The organism is Streptomyces sp. HD (assembly GCF_028369295.1).
Lineage (GTDB): Bacteria > Actinomycetota > Actinomycetes > Streptomycetales > Streptomycetaceae > Streptomyces.
Map to the genome: position 1 here is coordinate 96,576 of NZ_JAQMYP010000033.1, position 17,116 is coordinate 113,691.

Annotated in this window: 11 protein-coding genes; 2 read left to right on the top strand and 9 right to left on the bottom strand. The window is 70.5% G+C overall.

The features are described 5' to 3' along the window. Nucleotides 1–197: 197 nt before the first annotated feature. The 7 genes from POF73_RS29115 to POF73_RS29145 form a co-directional block, all read right to left on the bottom strand. Complete coding sequence (locus POF73_RS29115; RefSeq protein ID WP_272121336.1) at nt 198–2,744, bottom strand: sensor histidine kinase; 2,547 nt, start codon at nt 2,742–2,744, stop codon at nt 198–200. A 2-nt stretch (nt 2,745–2,746) separates the two neighbouring features. Continuing rightward, nucleotides 2,747–3,430 carry a response regulator gene (locus POF73_RS29120; protein WP_272121337.1) on the bottom strand — a complete coding sequence of 228 codons (684 nt, stop codon included), beginning with the start codon at nt 3,428–3,430 and terminating at the stop codon, nt 2,747–2,749. A gap of 133 nt (nt 3,431–3,563) precedes the next feature. Next, a complete protein-coding gene (locus tag POF73_RS29125; protein WP_272121339.1) occupies nt 3,564–4,232 on the bottom strand; it encodes a potassium-transporting ATPase subunit C in 669 nt (222 codons plus the stop codon). A 6-nt stretch (nt 4,233–4,238) separates the two neighbouring features. Further along, entirely contained in the window at nt 4,239–6,374 is a 2,136-nt protein-coding gene (gene kdpB, locus POF73_RS29130) for a potassium-transporting ATPase subunit KdpB (RefSeq protein WP_272121342.1), read from the bottom strand. Further along, entirely contained in the window at nt 6,371–8,035 is a 1,665-nt protein-coding gene (gene kdpA / locus POF73_RS29135) for a potassium-transporting ATPase subunit KdpA (RefSeq protein WP_272121345.1), read from the bottom strand. The genes kdpB and kdpA overlap by 4 nt, the downstream gene beginning before the upstream one ends. 8 nt (nt 8,036–8,043) lie before the next feature. Continuing rightward, nucleotides 8,044–8,133, bottom strand: a complete 90-nt coding sequence (gene kdpF / locus POF73_RS29140; protein WP_016434100.1) for a K(+)-transporting ATPase subunit F — start codon at nt 8,131–8,133, stop codon at nt 8,044–8,046. Nucleotides 8,134–8,394: 261 nt separating this feature from the next. Further along, nucleotides 8,395–10,236: an APC family permease gene (locus POF73_RS29145; protein ID WP_272121366.1), complete on the bottom strand. Its 1,842-nt coding sequence runs from the start codon at nt 10,234–10,236 to the stop codon at nt 8,395–8,397. Between the two features lie 225 nt (nt 10,237–10,461). Between POF73_RS29145 and POF73_RS29150 the strand changes: the two genes are divergently transcribed. Next, nucleotides 10,462–10,992, top strand: coding sequence for a hypothetical protein (locus tag POF73_RS29150; RefSeq protein WP_272121368.1), 531 nt, complete (start codon nt 10,462–10,464; stop codon nt 10,990–10,992). Nucleotides 10,993–11,016: 24 nt separating this feature from the next. Here the strand turns inward: POF73_RS29150 and POF73_RS29155 are convergent, their stop codons facing one another. Beyond that, complete coding sequence (locus POF73_RS29155; protein ID WP_272121370.1) at nt 11,017–11,814, bottom strand: DUF4118 domain-containing protein; 798 nt, start codon at nt 11,812–11,814, stop codon at nt 11,017–11,019. A 102-nt stretch (nt 11,815–11,916) separates the two neighbouring features. After that, the gene (locus POF73_RS29160; protein ID WP_272121372.1) at nt 11,917–14,430 is read right to left on the bottom strand and encodes a sensor histidine kinase; all 2,514 of its coding nucleotides are present in this window, start codon (nt 14,428–14,430) and stop codon (nt 11,917–11,919) included. 233 nt (nt 14,431–14,663) lie between these two features. Here POF73_RS29160 and POF73_RS29165 point away from each other — a divergent pair, with 233 nt between their 5' ends. Further along, nucleotides 14,664–16,238 carry a Na+/H+ antiporter gene (locus POF73_RS29165; protein ID WP_272121374.1) on the top strand — a complete coding sequence of 525 codons (1,575 nt, stop codon included), beginning with the start codon at nt 14,664–14,666 and terminating at the stop codon, nt 16,236–16,238. Nucleotides 16,239–17,116 lie beyond the last annotated feature (878 nt).

Consider the following 17,116-nt stretch of genomic DNA (forward strand, 5'->3'; position numbering starts at 1 on the left):
TCACACTCCTGACTTCCTGCTGCGCCACCATCCCGCCCTGCTCATGCCGTCCCTGCTGAGTGCCGGCGGGATGGGGCCAGGCCCCGCGGACGCTGCTGCTCCGGCGCCAGATCATCGTCCAGCGCACGAAGACGTGGAAGAAGCGTCGGCGGCGGAGGTCGCGAACGCCTCCATCGGAACCCGGCCGGGGCCGCGACCTACGAGGTCGCCGTCACGGGCACATCCGGTTCCGACGGCGGCCTGGGGCCCGCCGCTCTCGGCAGGCTCAGCACCATCGTGAGGCCGCCGCCCGGGGTGTCCTCGGCGTGCAGGGTGCCGCCGACGGCCTCCGCGAAACCGCGGGCGACCGCCAGGCCCAACCCCACGCCCGCGCCGCGCGGGGCGTCGCCGTAGCGCTGGAAGGGTTCGAAGATGCGGTCCTTGGCCTCGTCGGGGACACCTGGGCCGCGGTCGACCACCCGCACTTCCACGCGGTTCGCGATGGCGCTCGCCGAGACCAGGACCGGGGTGTCCGTAGGGCTGTACTTCACCGCGTTCTCGACGATGTTGGCGACGGACCGTTCCAGGAGGCCCCGGTCGACGGCGACCATCGGCAGGGTCTCCGGGATGTCGAGGTCGACGCTGTCCTCGGGGACGCCGCCGAGCGCCATCGGGATTACCTCGTCGACGTCGGTCTCGCGGATGAGCGGCATGACGGTGCCGGTCTGCAGGCGCGACATGTCGAGGAGGTTGCCGACGAGGTGGTCGAGGCGGTCGGCGCCCTCCTCTATGGCCTCCAGGAGCTCGGCCTGGTCCTCCTGCGACCACTCGACGTCGTCCGAGCGCAGGGAGGTGACCGCGGCCTTGATACCGGCGAGCGGGGTGCGCAGGTCGTGGCTGACGGCGGCGAGCAGGGCCGTGCGGATGCGGTTGCCCTCGGCGAGTTCCTTGGCCTGCCCGGCCTCCTGCTGGAGGCGCTGACGGTCCAGGACAACGGCGGCCTGGGCGGCGAAGGCCGCGAGGACCCGGCGGTCCTCGGCCGGTGGTACCCGCCCGGTCAGCGCCAGGGCCATGTGGTCGCCGACCGGTACGTCGACGTCCGCCTCGTCGGGGGTGGCGCAGGGCCGGGGACCCACGCTGCCGGCGCAGGTCCAGGGCGCCACATCGCTCTCGCGCTCCAGCAGAGCCGCCGATTCCATGCTGAAGGTCTCCCGGACCCGTTCCAGCAGTTCCTCCAGGCTGGTCTCGCCGCGCAGGACGTTGCCGGCCAGCAAGGAAAGGATCTCCGACTCGGCGCGCAGCCTCGCCGCCTGATGCGTGCGGCGGGCGGCGAGGTCGACGACTGAGGCGACGGACACAGCAACGCCCACGAAGATCGCGATGGCGACGATGTTCTTCGGGTCGGCGATCGTGAGGGTGTGGACCGGCGGAGTGAAGTACCAGTTCAGGAGCAGGGAACCGGCCGCCGCCGAGGCCAGGGCCGGGAGGAGCCCGCCCAGCAGCGCCGCCGCCACCGTCATCGTCAGGAACAGCAGCATGTCGTTGGCGAGCCCGACGTCCGGGAGGACGCCGCTCAGCAGCAAGGTCAGCAGTGCAGGGCCGCCGAGGCCGACCAGCCAGCCCCAGATCAGGCGGGACCGGCCCAGGCGGGCGCCCCGGTTGACGGGGAGTCCGCGTCCCTTGCCCGCTTCGTCGTGGGTGATGAGGTGGACGTCGAGGTCGGGGCCGGAGTCACGGGCGACCGTGGCGCCGACCCCCGGCCCGAAGACGTACTGCCAGCTCTTGCGACGGGAGACGCCCAGGACGATCTGGGTGGCGTTGACTCCGCGGGAGAAGTCCAGCAGGGCGACGGGTATGTCGTCACCGACGACCTGGTGGAAGGTGCCGCCGAGGTCCTCGACCAGGGTGCGCTGGACGGCCAGTTCCTTGGGCGATGCCGCGGTCAGGCCGTCGCTGCGGGAGATGTAGACGGCGAGAACCTCGCCTCCGGCGCCCTTTTCCGCGAGCCTGGCGGCCCGGCGGATCAGCGTCCGCCCCTCCGGGCCGCCGGTCAGGCCGACCACGATCCGCTCGCGTGAACCCCAGATCTTCGACACCCGGTGCTCGCTGCGGTACTCGGTCAGATATGCGTCGACCCGGTCGGCCACCCACAGCAGCGCCAGCTCGCGCAGGGCCGTCAGGTTGCCGGGCCGGAAGTAGTTCGACAGGGCCGCGTCGACCTTGTCGGGCTTGTAGATGTTGCCGTGCGCCATCCGCCGGCGCAGCGCCTGCGGGGACATGTCGACCAGCTCGATCTGGTCGGCCCGGCGTACGACCTCGTCGGGGACCGTCTCCCGTTGCCTGACGCCTGTGATCGACTCGACGACGTCGCCGAGCGACTCCAGGTGCTGGATGTTGACCGTGGAGACGACGTCGATCCCGGCGGCCAGCAGTTCCTCCACGTCCTGCCAGCGCTTTTCGTTGCGGGAGCCGGGGACGTTGGTGTGGGCGAGTTCGTCGACCAGCGCCACTTGCGGGCGGCGGCCGAGGACAGCATCCACGTCCATCTCCGTGAAGACGGTGCCCCGGTACTCCAGTTGCCTGCGTTCGATCTCCTCCAGACCGTGCAGCATCACCTCGGTACGCGGCCGTTTGTGGTGCTCGACGAAGGCGACCACGCAGTCGGTGCCCCGCTCCACACGGCGGTGCGCCTCGGACAGCATGGCGTAGGTCTTGCCGACGCCGGGGGCCGCGCCGAGGTAGATCCGGAGCTTGCCGCGTGCCATGTTCACCCTTCGAAGCGGTAGCCCATGCCGGGCTCGGTGATGAGATAGCGGGGGTGGGCAGGCTCTGTCTCCAGTTTGCGCCGCAGCTGGGCCATGTAGACCCGCAGGTAGTTGGTCTTGCTGCTCTGCGAGACGCCCCAGACCTCTCGGAGCAGATGCTTCTGCGTGATCAGCCGGCCCGGGTTGGTGACCAGGATCTCCAGCAGGTGCCACTCGGTCGGGGTGAGGCGTATGTCGCGACCGCCCCGTACAACCTTCTTGGCCAGGAGGTCGACGGTGAACTCATCCGTCTCGACGAAGGTCGCCCCGGGGGCCGGCGGTACCTCCTCGGTACGGCGGACTGCGGCCCGGAGCCGGGCGAGCAGTTCGTTCATGCTGAACGGCTTGGTGATGTAGTCGTCGGCACCGGCGTCCAGCGCGGCGACCTTCTCCTCGGACGCCTGGCGGGCGGAGAGCACCAGTATCGGCACCCGCGTCCAGGCCCGCAGACCCTTGATGACGTCGGTGCCGTCCATGTCGGGCAGCCCGAGGTCGAGCACGACCACGTCGGGCTGCCGCGCCGCGGCGAGCCGGAGCGCGGTGGCACCGTCGGAGGCCGCGTCGACCCCGTACTGGCGTGCCTGGAGATTGATGAGGAGAGCCCGTACGAGCTGCGGATCGTCCTCCACCACCAGCACCCGTGTCATGGGTGTGTGCCTTTCCTGTCGTACGTCGGGCCTTGGACGCCGGGAGCGGTGCAACCGGCTTCATGACGACGGGAGTTGGCGGACCAGGATCTCTCCCGGACCGCCAACTCCCCCCGTGGATCGGGTAACGCCATCAGCGCTTGGCCAGGAGGTCCTTGAGCGCGATGTTGAGCTCCAGGACGTTCACCCGGGGCTCCCCGATGAAGCCGAGGGTGCGGCTCTCGGTGTGCTCGTCGACGAGCCTCTCGACCTGGGCGACGGACAGTCCGTTCTTTTCGGCGATCCGGTGAACCTGGATCTCCGCGTAGGCCGGGGAGATGTTCGGGTCCAGACCGGATGCGGAGGACGTCACCGCGTCGGCGGGGACCTCGGACGCCTTGACGTTGTAGTCGGCGGTCGAGTTGTCCTTGATGACCGCGGCCTTGGCGGCCGTCACCCAGTCGATCAGTTCCTTGTTGTCGGCGGAACGGTTGGTGGCGCCGGACAGGATCAGCTTGTACTGGGTGTTGACGCTGTTGGTGCCGAGGCCGTTCTGCGGACGGCCCTGGAACCACTTCAGGTCGGGCTCCGGGGTCTCCTGGCCCTTCTTCAGCGGCAGGTTGTACGACTGGCCGATGAGCGAGGAGCCGACGACCTTGCCGTCCGCCTTGATCTCGGAGCCGTTCGCCTTGTCGTTGAACAGCCCCTGCGCGATGCCGGTGATGACCAGCGGGTAGATGACGCCCGTCACCAGGGTGAGGACGAGGAGGGCGCGCAGGCCCGCCCCGATCAACCGGGCCGTGTTCGTTACCGAGTTGTTCATGGTCCTTCACCCGATCCCGGGGATCAGAGAGATGAGCAGGTCGATGAGCTTGATGCCGATGAAGGGGGCGATCAGACCGCCGAGACCGTAGACGGTCAGGTTGCGGCGGAGCATCTTGTCAGCGCTGACCGGCCGGTACTGCACGCCCTTCAGGGACAGCGGCACCAGCGCGATGATGATCAGCGCGTTGAAGATGACCGCCGACAGGATCGCGGAGTCCGGCGAGGACAGGCCCATGATGTTGAGCTTGTCCAGGCCCGGGTAGACGGCCGCGAACAGCGCCGGGATGATCGCGAAGTACTTCGCGACGTCGTTGGCGATGGAGAACGTGGTCAGCGCACCGCGGGTGATCAGCAACTGCTTGCCGATCTCGACGATCTCGATGAGCTTGGTCGGGTTGGAGTCGAGGTCGACCATGTTGCCGGCCTCCTTGGCGGCCGACGTCCCGGTGTTCATCGCCACGCCGACGTCCGCCTGCGCGAGCGCCGGGGCGTCGTTGGTGCCGTCACCGGTCATCGCGACGAGCTTGCCGCCGGCCTGCTCCCGCTTGATGAGGGCCATCTTGTCCTCGGGAGTGGCCTCCGCGAGGAAGTCGTCGACGCCCGCCTCCTCGGCGATCGCCTTGGCGGTCAGCGGGTTGTCACCCGTGATCATGACGGTCTTGATGCCCATGCGGCGCAGTTCCTCGAACCGCTCGCGCATGCCGTCCTTGACGACGTCCTTGAGGTGGATCACGCCGAGGACCCGGGCGCCCCGGTCGTCCTCGACGGCCACGAGCAGCGGCGTGCCGCCGGCCTCGGAGATCCGGTTGGAGATCGTGTCGGCGTCCTCGGCGACCGTGCCACCCTGCTCCTGGACCCAGGCGATGACCGAACCGGACGCGCCCTTGCGGATCTTGCGCCCGTCGACGTCCACGCCGGACATCCGGGTCTGTGCGGTGAAGGCGATCCACTCGGCGCCCACGAGCTCGCCCTGGTGGCGTTCGCGCAGGCCGTACTTCTCCTTCGCCAGGACGACGATGGAACGGCCCTCGGGCGTCTCGTCGGCCAGCGACGACAGCTGGGCGGCGTCCGCGACCTCGGCCTCCGTCGTCCCGCGCACCGGCACGAACTCCGCCGCCTGGCGGTTGCCGAGCGTGATGGTGCCGGTCTTGTCGAGCAGCAGCGTGGAGACATCGCCGGCGGCCTCGACCGCACGGCCGGACATGGCCAGGACGTTGCGCTGCACCAGGCGGTCCATGCCCGCGATACCGATCGCGGAGAGCAGGGCGCCGATCGTCGTCGGGATGAGACAGACGAGGAGGGCGACCAGCACCACCATGGTCAAGTGGGTGCCCGCGTAGTCCGCGAACGGGGGCAGGGTCGCCACCGCCAGCAGGAAGACGATCGTCAGCGAGGCGAGCAGGATGTTCAGCGCGATCTCGTTCGGCGTCTTCTGCCGTGCGGCGCCCTCGACCAGGTTGATCATCCGGTCGATGAAGGTCTCGCCGGGCTTCGTCGTGATCTTGATGACGATGCGGTCGGAGAGGACCTTCGTACCGCCGGTGACGGCCGAGCGGTCGCCGCCGGACTCACGGATGACGGGCGCCGACTCACCGGTGATCGCCGACTCGTCGACGGAGGCCACGCCCTCGACGACATCGCCGTCACCGGGGATGATGTCGCCGGCCTCGCAGACCACCAGATCACCGATCTTCAGCTCGGTGCCCGCGACCTGCTCCTCGGCCCCGTCCTTGAGGAGTCGGCGTGCCACGGTGTCGGTCTTGGCCTTGCGCAGGGTGTCGGCCTGGGCCTTGCCGCGGCCCTCGGCGACGGCCTCCGCGAGGTTGGCGAAGATCACCGTGAGCCACAGCCAGGCGCTGATCACCCAGCCGAACCAGTCGCCCGGGTCCTTGAAGGAGAAGATGGTCGTCAGCACGGAGCCGACCAGCACCACGAACATCACGGGGGACTTGACCATCACCCGCGGGTCGAGCTTGCGGAAGGCGTCCGGCAGCGACTTGAGCAGCTGCTTCGGGTCGAAGAGGCCCGCGCCGACGCGGCCCTCGGCGGGCTTGTGCCCGGTGGGTACGTCGCTGTGCGGCGCCCGGGTCGGGGTGGCTGTGGACATCGAGTCCTCTTGGTTCTCCATACGAGTGGTCATGACGCCAGCCCTTCGGCCAGCGGGCCCAGCGCGAGCGCCGGGAAGTAGGTCAGACCGGTGATGATGAGGATCGTGCCGACGAGCAGACCCGTGTACAGGGGCTTGTCGGTCCGCAGGGTGCCCGCGGTCTCCGGGACCGGCTTCTGCTCGGCGAGCGAGCCGGCCAGCGCCAGCACGAACACCATCGGCAGGAAGCGGCCGAGCAGCATGCACAGGCCCAGCGTGGTGTTGAACCACTGCGTGTCCGCGTTCAGACCGGCGAAGGCCGAGCCGTTGTTGTTGGAGGCGGACGTGTAGGCGTACAGGATCTCGGAGAAGCCGTGCGCGCCGGAGTTCGTCATCGAGTCGGCCGGGGTCGGCAGGGCCATCGCCGCTGCGGTGAAGACGAGCACCAGCGCCGGGGTGACCAGGATGTAGCAGGCCGCCAGCTTGATCTCGCGGGTGCCGATCTTCTTGCCCAGGTACTCGGGCGTACGGCCGACCATCAGACCGGCGATGAACACCGCGATGATCGCCATGATCAGCATGCCGTAGAGGCCGGAGCCGGTACCGCCGGGCGCGATCTCGCCCAGCATCATGCCGAGCATGGTGATGCCGCCGCCGAGACCGGTGAACGAGGAGTGGAAGGAGTCCACCGCACCGGTCGAGGTGAGCGTGGTCGAGGTCGCGAAGATCGACGAGGCGCCGACCCCGAAGCGGACCTCCTTGCCCTCGTACGCCCCACCGGCGATGTCGAACGCCGGGCCGTGGTGGGCGAACTCGGTCCACATCATCAGGGCGACGAAGCCCACCCAGATGGTCGCCATCGTCGCGAGGATGGCGTATCCCTGCTTCACCGAGCCGACCATGAGGCCGAAGGTGCGGGTCAGCGCGAACGGGATGACGAGGATCAGGAAGATCTCGAAGAGGTTCGAGAAAGGAGTGGGGTTCTCGAAGGGATGGGCGCTGTTGGCGTTGAAGTAACCGCCGCCGTTGGTGCCCAGCTCCTTGATGGCCTCCTGCGAGGCGACCGCACCTCCGTTCCACTGCTGGTGTCCACCCATGAACTGCCCGACCTCATGGATGCCGGAGAAGTTCTGGATCGCACCGCAGGCCACCAGCACGACCGCGGCGATCGCAGCGCCCGGCACCAGGATGCGTACGACACCTCGCACCAGGTCGGACCAGAAGTTGCCCAGCTCTCCGGTGCGGGAGCGGGCGAAACCGCGCACGAGAGCGACGGCGACGGCGATGCCGACGGCGGCGGAGACGAAGTTCTGGACGGCAAGACCGGCGGTCTGCACGACGTGGCCCATGGCCTGCTCGCCGTAGTAGGACTGCCAGTTGGTGTTGGTCACGAAGGACACGGCGGTGTTGAACGCCTGGTCCGCGTCGATGGAGGCGAAGCCCGGCGAACCGGGCAGCACACCCTGCAGACGCTGCAGCAGATACAGGAACAGGACCCCGACAGCCGAGAAGGCCAGGACGCCGCGCAGGTACGCGGGCCACCGCATCTGCGTGTCGGGGTTGGCACCGATGCCCTTGTAGATCCACTTCTCGACGCGCCAGTGCTTGTCGGAGGAGTAGACCTTGGCCATGTAGTTGCCGAGGGGGACGTAGGCGAGCGCCAGCGCGCCTATGAGGGCCAGCAGTTGGAGCACGCCGGCGAGTACGGGACCCATTTCTTGTCTCAGAACCTCTCCGGGAAGATCAGGGCGAGGACGAGATAGCCCAGCAGGGCGACGGCCACGACGAGGCCGACGATGTTCTCGGCGGTCACAGCTTCGTCACCCCCTTGGCGACGAGAGCCACCATCGCGAAGCACGCGATCGTGGTGACGACGAAGGCCAGATCGGCCACCGCAGACTCCTGGAGTGAGGTTCGGGAACAACGGACCTCTAGAGGAAAGCGCCTCTCTGGCCGGATTCGGTCGTCCGTTGACGGCTCTCTTACGGCGGCGGCCAGAGCCTTGACGAGACTCTTACGGCCCCTGCTCCCGACCGGTCGGGAGCAGGGGCCGTAACGGTACGGAGCCCCACGCTCACAGCAGCCGGAAGCGCAGTCGGCAGATCACCGCGTCCGTCTCCCGCCGCACGGCATGGGCGACGACCGCGCCCCGCTGGTTCTGCAGCAGCCGTTGCCACAGCCGCTCCGGCTCGGCCTCCGGGATCAGCACCGTCACCTGGGTGGCCGGCTCCGAGGCCATGACGTCACGGACGTACGCGGCGATGGGGCGGCCCAGGCTGCGGCGCTCGCAGGCCAGCCGGACCAGCGGCACGCCGGGATCCCACTCCGCCCAGGAGTGCTCCAGCGCGTGCATCTGGGCCCGGTCCTCGGGATCCGGATAGCAGACGGTGACGGCGCGCACCTCGTCGCCCAGGGAGACTGCCGCGGTCAGCGCCTCGGACGTCAGGCGGGACAGGGACGAGACGGGCACGATCACCAGCGAGCGGTCGCGGTGCGGGGGCTCGGGGACACGGCCCAGGCCGAGCCGCTCGCCGATGCGGGTGTAGGCGCGGTGCACGACGCCGAAGGCCGCCACCAGCAGCGGCAGCGCCACCACGATCAGCCAGGCACCCTCCTCGAACTTGGACGCGGTGACGACGGCGGCCGAGACGCCGGTCAGCAGCCCGCCGAGGCCGTTCAGCAGCGCCCTGCCCCGCCACCCCGGTCCACGCTCGCCGCGCCAGTGCCGGACCATCCCCACCTGCGCGATGGTGAAGCCGACGAAGACGCCGATCGCGAACAGCGGCACGAGCGTGTTGGTGTCGCCGCCGGAGAACACCAGCAGCGCCGCGGAGACAACGGCCAGGGCGAGCACGCCGTGCCGGTGGACCTGGCGGTCGGCCTTCAGCGCGAAGACGTGCGGGAGGTAGTTGTCCCGGGCCAGCAGCTTCAGCAGCACGGGCAGCCCGCCGAAGGAGGTGTTGGCCGACAGGGCGAGCAGGATCATCGTCGCGAACTGGATGACGTAGAAAGCCCAGTTGTGGCCGAAGGAGGCGTCCGCGAGCTGGGCGAGGACCGTGACGCCCTCGACGGGCTGGAGGTGGAAGCGGGAGATCAGCACCGACAGGCCGATCAGCATCACGCCGAGGACCGCTCCGAGGGCGACCTCCGCCCGCTGCGCGCGCTTGGCGCGCGGAACCCGGAAGGAGGGGACGGCGTTCGCGATGGCCTCGACGCCGGTGAGGGCGGAACACCCGGAGGCGAAGGCCTTCAGCAGGAGCAGCACACCCACAGTGGTCGCGTTGTCGGCCAGGACCGACGCATGCCCGGCGGTGGTGGCCGTGCTGACCGGGGCGGACCGGAACAGACCGACGGCTGTCATCACGAAGATCGAGCCGACGAACACCACGGTCGGCACGATGAACGCCTTCGCCGACTCCACGATGCCCCGCAGATTCACGGCTGTGATCAACGCCAGCACCACCAGGCACAGGACCAGCCGGTCGCCGTACAGGCCCGGAAAGGCGGAGGTCAGCGCGGCCACGCCGGCCGTGACCGCGACGGCCACGTTCAGGACGTAGTCCAGGACCAGCGAGGCGGCCGCCACCAGGCTCGTGCGCGCACCCAGATGAGCCTTGGCGACCGCGTACGAGCCGCCTCCGTCGGGGAAGGCCGCGATCACCTGCCGGTACGAGGCGACCAGTACTGCCAGCAGGGCGGCGATGGCGAGCGTCACCGGCAGGGTGAACCCGAGGCCGTGCGCGCCGGCGGCGGCCAGGACGAGAACGATCGCCTCGGGTCCGTACGCCACCGACGCCATCGCGTCCAGCGAGAGGGCGGCCAGGCCCGTGACGGCGGTCAGCCGGTGGCGTTCGCCGGTATCGGGGGGCTCTTCGTCGGCGGGGGTCGCACCCGGCTGGACGGTCAGGACGGACATCGGTGCGTGCTCCTTCTTCCTTCGGCCGCGCGAGGGCTGACGTGTGCGCGGTGCAGTCAGGGTGTGTCCGGTCCCGGCCGCGGCGGACCGCTCATTGCGGTTTCTTCGCGCTGAACCGGCCGACTTTGATGAGGTCTTGACGGGGATGTGACCCGGGTGACAGAGCCATCAGAGTCGCGTCAAAGGCGAGGTGCTCCCGCTCTCCGGATCTCTAAGGTCACCGCCATGGCACCCCGTAACGACATGCGTGGCCCCAGTGACGCAGCGCACGACCTCCGCTGGGCGCGGGATGTACGGGACTCGGTCCGCTGCAGCGGTGTGCTGCTCGCCCTGCTCCTTCTCCTCGACTGGGGCACGGGCCGCCTCACTCCTTGGCGCTGCACCCTGTGGCTCGCCCTGGGGCTGCTGCTCTTCCTCGTGCTGTATCCCGCCCGGGTCTCCGCCGGCGACGGCTGGCTCGCTTCGCGCCGCCTGCTGCGCGAACACCGCGTCCGTACCGACCTGCTGGTGTCCGTCCGGCGTCTGGAGGGCATGTCGGAGCGGCTCGTGCTGCGGGACGCGGTCGGCGGCCGGGTGGAGATCGACCCGGACGTCCTCCAGAGGAACCCGCAGTTGTGGTTCCTTGTGGAGAGGGGCGCCCAGAAGTCGGCGGCCGGCAGCACGCTGCTGTGCGGGGCGACGGCGTTGCGCCGGCTCTCGCGGCGCATCGACAGCGAGACCGCCCACGCGGTCTTCAGAGCCTCCGGTTTGGAATAGCGGACTCAGCCCGGCGGTTCGGGGTCATCCCCGCCCTACCCGCCCCGGCGTGTCCAGCGCCGCCCCCGCCTGGTCGGCCAGAGTCACCGCGACCAGCCGGGCCTGGAGCGCCGGTACCGGCCCGGGACCGGGAGTGAGCAGGAAGCGACCGAGATAGTGGCCGTTGCCGTACGCCCGCAGCTCGATGTCGTCCTGCGCCCACCCCCGCCCGCCGGTCACGCTCCCGTCCTTGAGCAGGCGCGGTGGCCGCCCCGTCAGCCTCCCGTACTCGAAACGGCAGGCGCGCAGCCCGAGCAGTTCGACCAGTTCTCCCCGGACGTGGTCGACCACGGTGTTCGCCGCGTTGGGCGACTGGGCGAGACCGGCCGTCCGGTGGATCCGCGCCAGGTGGGCCGCGTCGGTGACCGTGATGACCTCCAGGCGCCGTGCACGGGCGGCGAGTTGGGACACGAGCAGGCCGACGACCAGCTGCAGCACGGCCGTCTCGATGTCCTCCGACGCGCTGATGGTGAAGGTCTGGAACGGCCGGGTGAGAAAGAAGTCGAACCATGCCGCAGCGGACAGCGCCGCCACGACACCCGCCGTACGGCTTCCCAGCGCTGCGACCGCGACGACCACCACGACGAGGATCAACGCCGCGTTCGTGTGCGACAGGTCCGCACGGAACGGGACGATCGCGAGCGCCACCAGGAAGGGGGCAAGCAGCCCCGCCGCCAGGGCGAGCCGGTCGCGTAGCGGCCAGGAGTCCGCTGTGCCGCGGGTCCCGCCCCTGCGGTGCGGCCTCCGCCATGTGCCGATTCCGGTTCCGATTCCGGTGGTCATCGGGTACCTCCTAGATTCCGCGCACGCGGTGCGGGTTCTCCGTCGGCTGGGGCTTGCGGTGTTCGCGCTGCGGCATTCGTCGTGCGTTGCTCCCGGACCTCATCAGGCGCCTCCCGCCGGGTGCGCCTGCTCCACCGGACACGGTGTCCCGTGTGCCACGCCGGCCTGCTCCGCGAAAGGCAGCGACACGACCATGGTCAGGCCGCCGCCCGGAGTGTCCTCCGGGGTGAGAGTGCCGTTCATCGCCTCGGTCAGGCCCCGGGCGAGGGCGAGGCCGAGGCCGAGGCCGGTGGTGTTGTCGGTGTCGCCGAGCCGTTGGAACGGTTCGAAGATCCGGTCCCGGCCCGTCGGAGGGAGGCCGGGTCCGCGGTCCACAACCCGCAGTTCGACCCGGCCCGCCAGAGCACTGGCGGTCACCAGCACCTTCTGGCCGGGCGGTGTGTGCCGGGCGGCGTTGCCGACGAGGTTGGCGACGACCCGCTCCAGCAGCGGCGGATCGGCGAGCACCGCGGGGATCTCCTCCATGTCCCGCGCCTCGGCCGCGGGCACGTCCGCCAGCGCCATCGGGAGGACCTCATCCAGGGTGGTGGCCCGCAGGTTCAGTGTGAGGGCTCCGGCCTCCAGGCGGCTGAGGTCGAGCAGGTTCTCCACCAGGCGGCTGAGCTTGGCCATCGACTCGTCGGCGGTGGCGAGGAGTTCCTCCTGGTCCGCAGGCGAGAAATCCACGTCCCTGCTCCGCAGGGACGTCACGGCCGCCCAGCCCGCGGCGAGCGGCGTACGCAGGTCGTGGCCGACGGCCCGCAGCAGCGCCGTACGCATCCGGTCCGCGGCCTTCACGGGCTCCACCTCGGCCGCCGCTTCGGCGAGCCGGGCACGCTCGACGGCCGACCCCACGTGCGCGGCGAACGCGGCGAGCACCCGCCGCTCGGAGGAAGACGGGGTGCGCCCGCGCAGCACCAGATACGCGCCGGGGCCGGCGGGAACAGCCGTGATCTCCTCGGCGTCAGGCGGTTCGTCGACGAGTTCCGCCGAGTCCATGCCGAAGGTCTCCCGGGTCCTCTCCAGCAGGGCCGGGATCGTCGTGCCGCCGCGCACGATGCTGCCGGCCAGCGACGACATGGTCTCGGCCTCGGCGGTGGCGCGGGCGGAACGGCGGGAGAGGCGCAGGGAGCGGTCGACGACGGCGGCCACGGTGGCTGCCACCACGGCGAACACGCTCACGGCGAGCAGCGCGTTCGGGTCCTCCAGCGTGAAGGACCCGATGGGCGGGACGAACCAGTAGTTCAGCAGCAGGGACGCCGTCAGTGACGCGATCAGCGCCGACACGACTCCGCCTATGCAGGCCACGCCGACCACTGTGAGCAGGAACAGCAGTGCCTCGCTGGTCAGGTTCAGCGGCCCGCGCAGCTGCGCGAGGGCGGCGGTCAGCAGTACCGGCAGCACGAGCCCGGCCACCGGCCCCGCGATGCGCCGGGCCCTGGAAAGGGTGCGCCGCCGGGACGGCAGCAGTGTGCCGCGTCCGGCCCGCTCGTGGGTGACCCGGTGCACATCGATGTCACCGGACATCTCGGTCACGGTCTCCCCTGTGCCGGGTCCGGTCAGGAACCGCTCCAGACGGCCTCTGCGGCTGGTACCCAGCACCAGCTGGGTGGCGTTCTCGGCCCGCGCGAACTCCACCAGCGCGGTCGCGACGTCGTCGCCGACGACCGAGTGGTAGCTGCCGCCGAGGTCCTCCACCAGCCTGCGCTGCCGGGCCAGCGAGGCGTGCGAGACCCCGGCCGCGAGCCCGTCGCTGCGGGCCACGTGCACGGCCAGCAGATCGCCTCCGGCCGACCGGGCGGCGATACGGGCGGCCCGCCGGACGAGGGTGTCGCCCTCCGGACCGCCGGTCAGCGCCACGACCACCCGTTCCCGGGTCTCCCACACGCCGCCGATGGAGTGCTCGGCGCGGTAGATCTGGAGGGCCTCGTCGACCCGGTCGGCCACCCACAAAAGCGCGAGCTGACGCAGCGCGGTCAGATTGCCGGGCCGGAAGTAGTTGGCGAGGGCGGCGTCGACCTTCTCGGGCGCGTAGATGTTCCCGTGCGCCATACGGCGCCGCAGCCCCTCCGGGGGCATGTCCACCAGCTCGACCTGCTGGGCACGGCGTACGACCTCGTCGGGCACCGTCTCGTGCTGCGGCACGTGTGTGATCTTCTCGACGACGTCGTTGAGGGACTCCAGGTGCTGGATGTTCAGCGCGGTGACGACATCGATTCCGGCAGCGAGTAGTGCCTCGATGTCCTGCCACCGCTTGGCATTGCGGCCCTCGCCGGGAACGTTGCTGTGCGCGAACTCGTCGACGATCGCCACCTGTGGGCGGCGGGCCAGCACCGCGGCAAGGTCCATCTCCTCGAACTGCCCGCCACGGTAGGCGCAGCGGGCCCGGGGAACCGTTTCCAGGCCGTCGAGCATCGCCTCCGTGCGTGGCCGGCCATGACACTCGGCGAACGCCACCACCACGTCCGACCCACGGGCGGCTCGCCGCCGTCCCTCGTCGAGCATCCGGTAGGTCTTGCCCACTCCCGGGGCCGCCCCCAGGTAGACCTTCAGTCGTCCGGACCGTACGTCACTCATCGCAGTCGACGCGCTCCGCTCACTGGTTCAACTCCCTCGGGAGGTGGGTTACTTCTCCCTACGGAAGCGCTTCCGGGGACGGAGCAGGACGCGCGTTAGCGCTTTCTTGGCGCCCGTGCCGGGGACCTTGACACTGTCTTGACATCTCTTGGGCGGATAGGGTGAAAGCGGTGTGCCGGGAAGTCTGGTCGGCGGGGAGCCACGGCGGCTCCGTCAAGCCCCAGGGGGACGGCATGCGTGGCGTAGGCACTGTTCTGGCATTGGTCATCCTGGCCACGGTCGTGGCGACCTTCGCCCGCAGGTGGCGCATTCCCGCACCGTCCTTGCTGGTCGTGGCGGGCCTTGCGGTAGCGCTGCTGCCGGGCACCCCGGAGATCGAGATCAGCCCCGAGGTCATCGGGTTGATCGTCCTGCCCCCGCTGCTGTACGCCAGCGCGGAGGAACTGTCCTGGCGTGAGCTGAAGGCCGTGTGGAAGCCGGTCGGCGTCCTCTCCATCGGGCTGGTGCTGGCATCGGCAGCTGCGGTCGGCTGGGTGGCGTCGCTGGTGACTCCGCTGTCGTGGCAGATGGCGTTCGTGCTGGGCGCGGTCCTGGCCAGCACCGACCCGGTGGCGGTCACCGCGCTCGGCAGACGGCTCGCGCTGCCGCCCAAGGTGCAGGTCCTGGTGCAGGCGGAGAGTCTGTTCAACGACGCCACCTCGCTGGTCCTGTTCCGCGTCGCGGTGAGCGTCGCCGTGGCCACCGCGGCATCCGACTGGGGCGCGGCGGGCGGCGAGTTCGTCGTGCTCGCGGGTGGTGGGACGGTCATCGGCGCCGCCGTGGCCGGGGTGGTGGCGCTCATCCGCCGCCGCACCGAGGACCCGGTCCTGGAGACGGTCATCGCCCTGGTCACCCCGTACGCCGTCTACGTCCTCGCGGAGGCCGCCCACACCTCCGGCGTCACCTCCGTGGTGGTCGCCGGTGTGGTGCTCGGCGGCCGGGGCGATCGGCTCACCAACGCCCGCATACGGCTCCAACTGCACGCGGTCTACGGCACCGTGGTGTTTCTCCTGGAGAGCGTGGTCTTCTCGCTCATCGGCCTGGCACTGCCGGGGCAGGTGCGGGCGCTGTCCGACGCCGACCGGGCCTGGCCCCTGTACGCCCTCGCCGTCGCCGGCACCCTGATGGCCGTACGGCTGCTGTGGCTGGCTCCGCTGTCGGCGGTGGTCCAGCGCGAGGGCGGCATCCAGCGGATGAACTGGCGGGTGCCGGTGGTGCTGACCTGGGCGGGCACCCGGGGTGTGGTGCCGCTGGCGGCGGCCCTGTCCATCCCGGTGGCCACGGAGGCGGGCACGCCGCTGGCCGACCGCCCGCTGGTCCTCGTACTGACCACTTCGGTAGTGGTGGTGACCCTCGTCGTCCAGGGCTTCACCCTGGCTCCCGTCGTACGCCGCTCCGGCATCGCCCTGGAGCCCGACCACACCGAGCGCGAGGAAACCTCGGCCCGCTGCAGCCTGGCCGCCGCGGGTATCCGGCGTCTTGAGGAGCTCTCGGAGCTGGAGGCCGTCCCCGACATGGTCCTCGACCGCCTCCGCCGCGGTCTCACCGCCCGCCTCGACGACGCCCGCGACCGCCTCGCCGAAACCAACGGCACGGGCGCTCCCACCGAGTCGGCCGACCTGATCTACCGTCAACTGCGCCGCGACCTGATCGCCGTAGAGGCCGAGGAACTGCAACGCCTCTACGACGACCACACCATCAGCGACACCACCCGCCGCCGCCTCCAGCGCACCCTCGACCTGGAGGAAGCACGGCTCACGGACGCGTGACCGAGGGCCGGCTGAAGTCGGCCGCCTCGGTCGCAGCCGCGGTCCCAGCGTGGCAGCCTCGGCCCCAGCGTCACAGCCGCGGTCCCAGCGTGGCAGCCTCGGTCCCAGCGTCACAGCCTCGGTCCCAGCGTGGCAGCCTCGGTCCCAGCGTCACAGCCTCGGTCCGAGCGTCGCGGCCGCGGTCCCAGCACGGTCAGGACCGTCCCGGCGAGCAGGACCGTGGCCACGCGCAGGAAGCGCAGCCGCGCGGGTGCGGTGGCCCGGTGGCGGAGGCGCAGAGCGGCCCGCGCGGCCACGGTCTGCTTGCTCGGGCGTGCCCCGGGCCCGGATCGCCCGTCCGCGATCCCCTCGTCTCCGTGGCCCGGGGCACCGCCCGGCGGGGCGATCGCCAGTGGTCGTGGCGGTGCCGCAGAGCCCTGATCGAGAGCCCCGCGTCATGCCGGTCGTGAAGTCACGACGCCACCGACATGACGCCACGGACGGTCGCCCGTCCCCCATTGCCGATCAGTCTGCGACCGGATCGAGCCACCAACGGCCGGCGTTGACACTCCCCTGATGGTTTCCCTGACCTGTTTGACGGGACTTTGACGACCTCCGTGCCCGGCCCGTATGAGTCCCGCAAATTCCGAGCCGGAAAGCCTGGTTCGGGCCGCTGCCGCAGCTAGATTCCCTGTCGGCCATCGCCGAGGCCGCTGGCGTCAACGGCCTCACGGCCGCCGGAGTCCACGCTCCGCAGCGGCTCGGGGCGGCCCGGTGCCCGTCCGTCCGAACGGCTCGCACCCGCGCACCACGCCTGTCGTCGTCCCATCGCCGGCGCCCGTGCGCCCGCCGTGGGGGGGGGGGGGGGGGGGGGGGGGGGGGGGGGGGGGGGGGGGGGG

Excerpts from the sequence above, each read along its gene's own strand:
- kdpB (WP_272121342.1), bottom strand. The coding sequence starts at position 6,374 with ATGACCACTCGTATGGAGAACCAAGAGGACTCGATGTCCACAGCCACC.
- POF73_RS29120 (WP_272121337.1), bottom strand. The coding sequence starts at position 3,430 with ATGACACGGGTGCTGGTGGTGGAGGACGATCCGCAGCTCGTACGGGCT.
- POF73_RS29150 (WP_272121368.1), top strand. The coding sequence starts at position 10,462 with ATGGCACCCCGTAACGACATGCGTGGCCCCAGTGACGCAGCGCACGAC.
- POF73_RS29145 (WP_272121366.1), bottom strand. The coding sequence starts at position 10,236 with ATGTCCGTCCTGACCGTCCAGCCGGGTGCGACCCCCGCCGACGAAGAG.
- POF73_RS29115 (WP_272121336.1), bottom strand. The coding sequence starts at position 2,744 with ATGGCACGCGGCAAGCTCCGGATCTACCTCGGCGCGGCCCCCGGCGTC.
- POF73_RS29160 (WP_272121372.1), bottom strand. The coding sequence starts at position 14,430 with ATGAGTGACGTACGGTCCGGACGACTGAAGGTCTACCTGGGGGCGGCC.
- kdpA (WP_272121345.1), bottom strand. The coding sequence starts at position 8,035 with ATGGGTCCCGTACTCGCCGGCGTGCTCCAACTGCTGGCCCTCATAGGC.
- POF73_RS29165 (WP_272121374.1), top strand. The coding sequence starts at position 14,664 with ATGCGTGGCGTAGGCACTGTTCTGGCATTGGTCATCCTGGCCACGGTC.
- POF73_RS29125 (WP_272121339.1), bottom strand. The coding sequence starts at position 4,232 with ATGAACAACTCGGTAACGAACACGGCCCGGTTGATCGGGGCGGGCCTG.
- POF73_RS29155 (WP_272121370.1), bottom strand. The coding sequence starts at position 11,814 with ATGACCACCGGAATCGGAACCGGAATCGGCACATGGCGGAGGCCGCAC.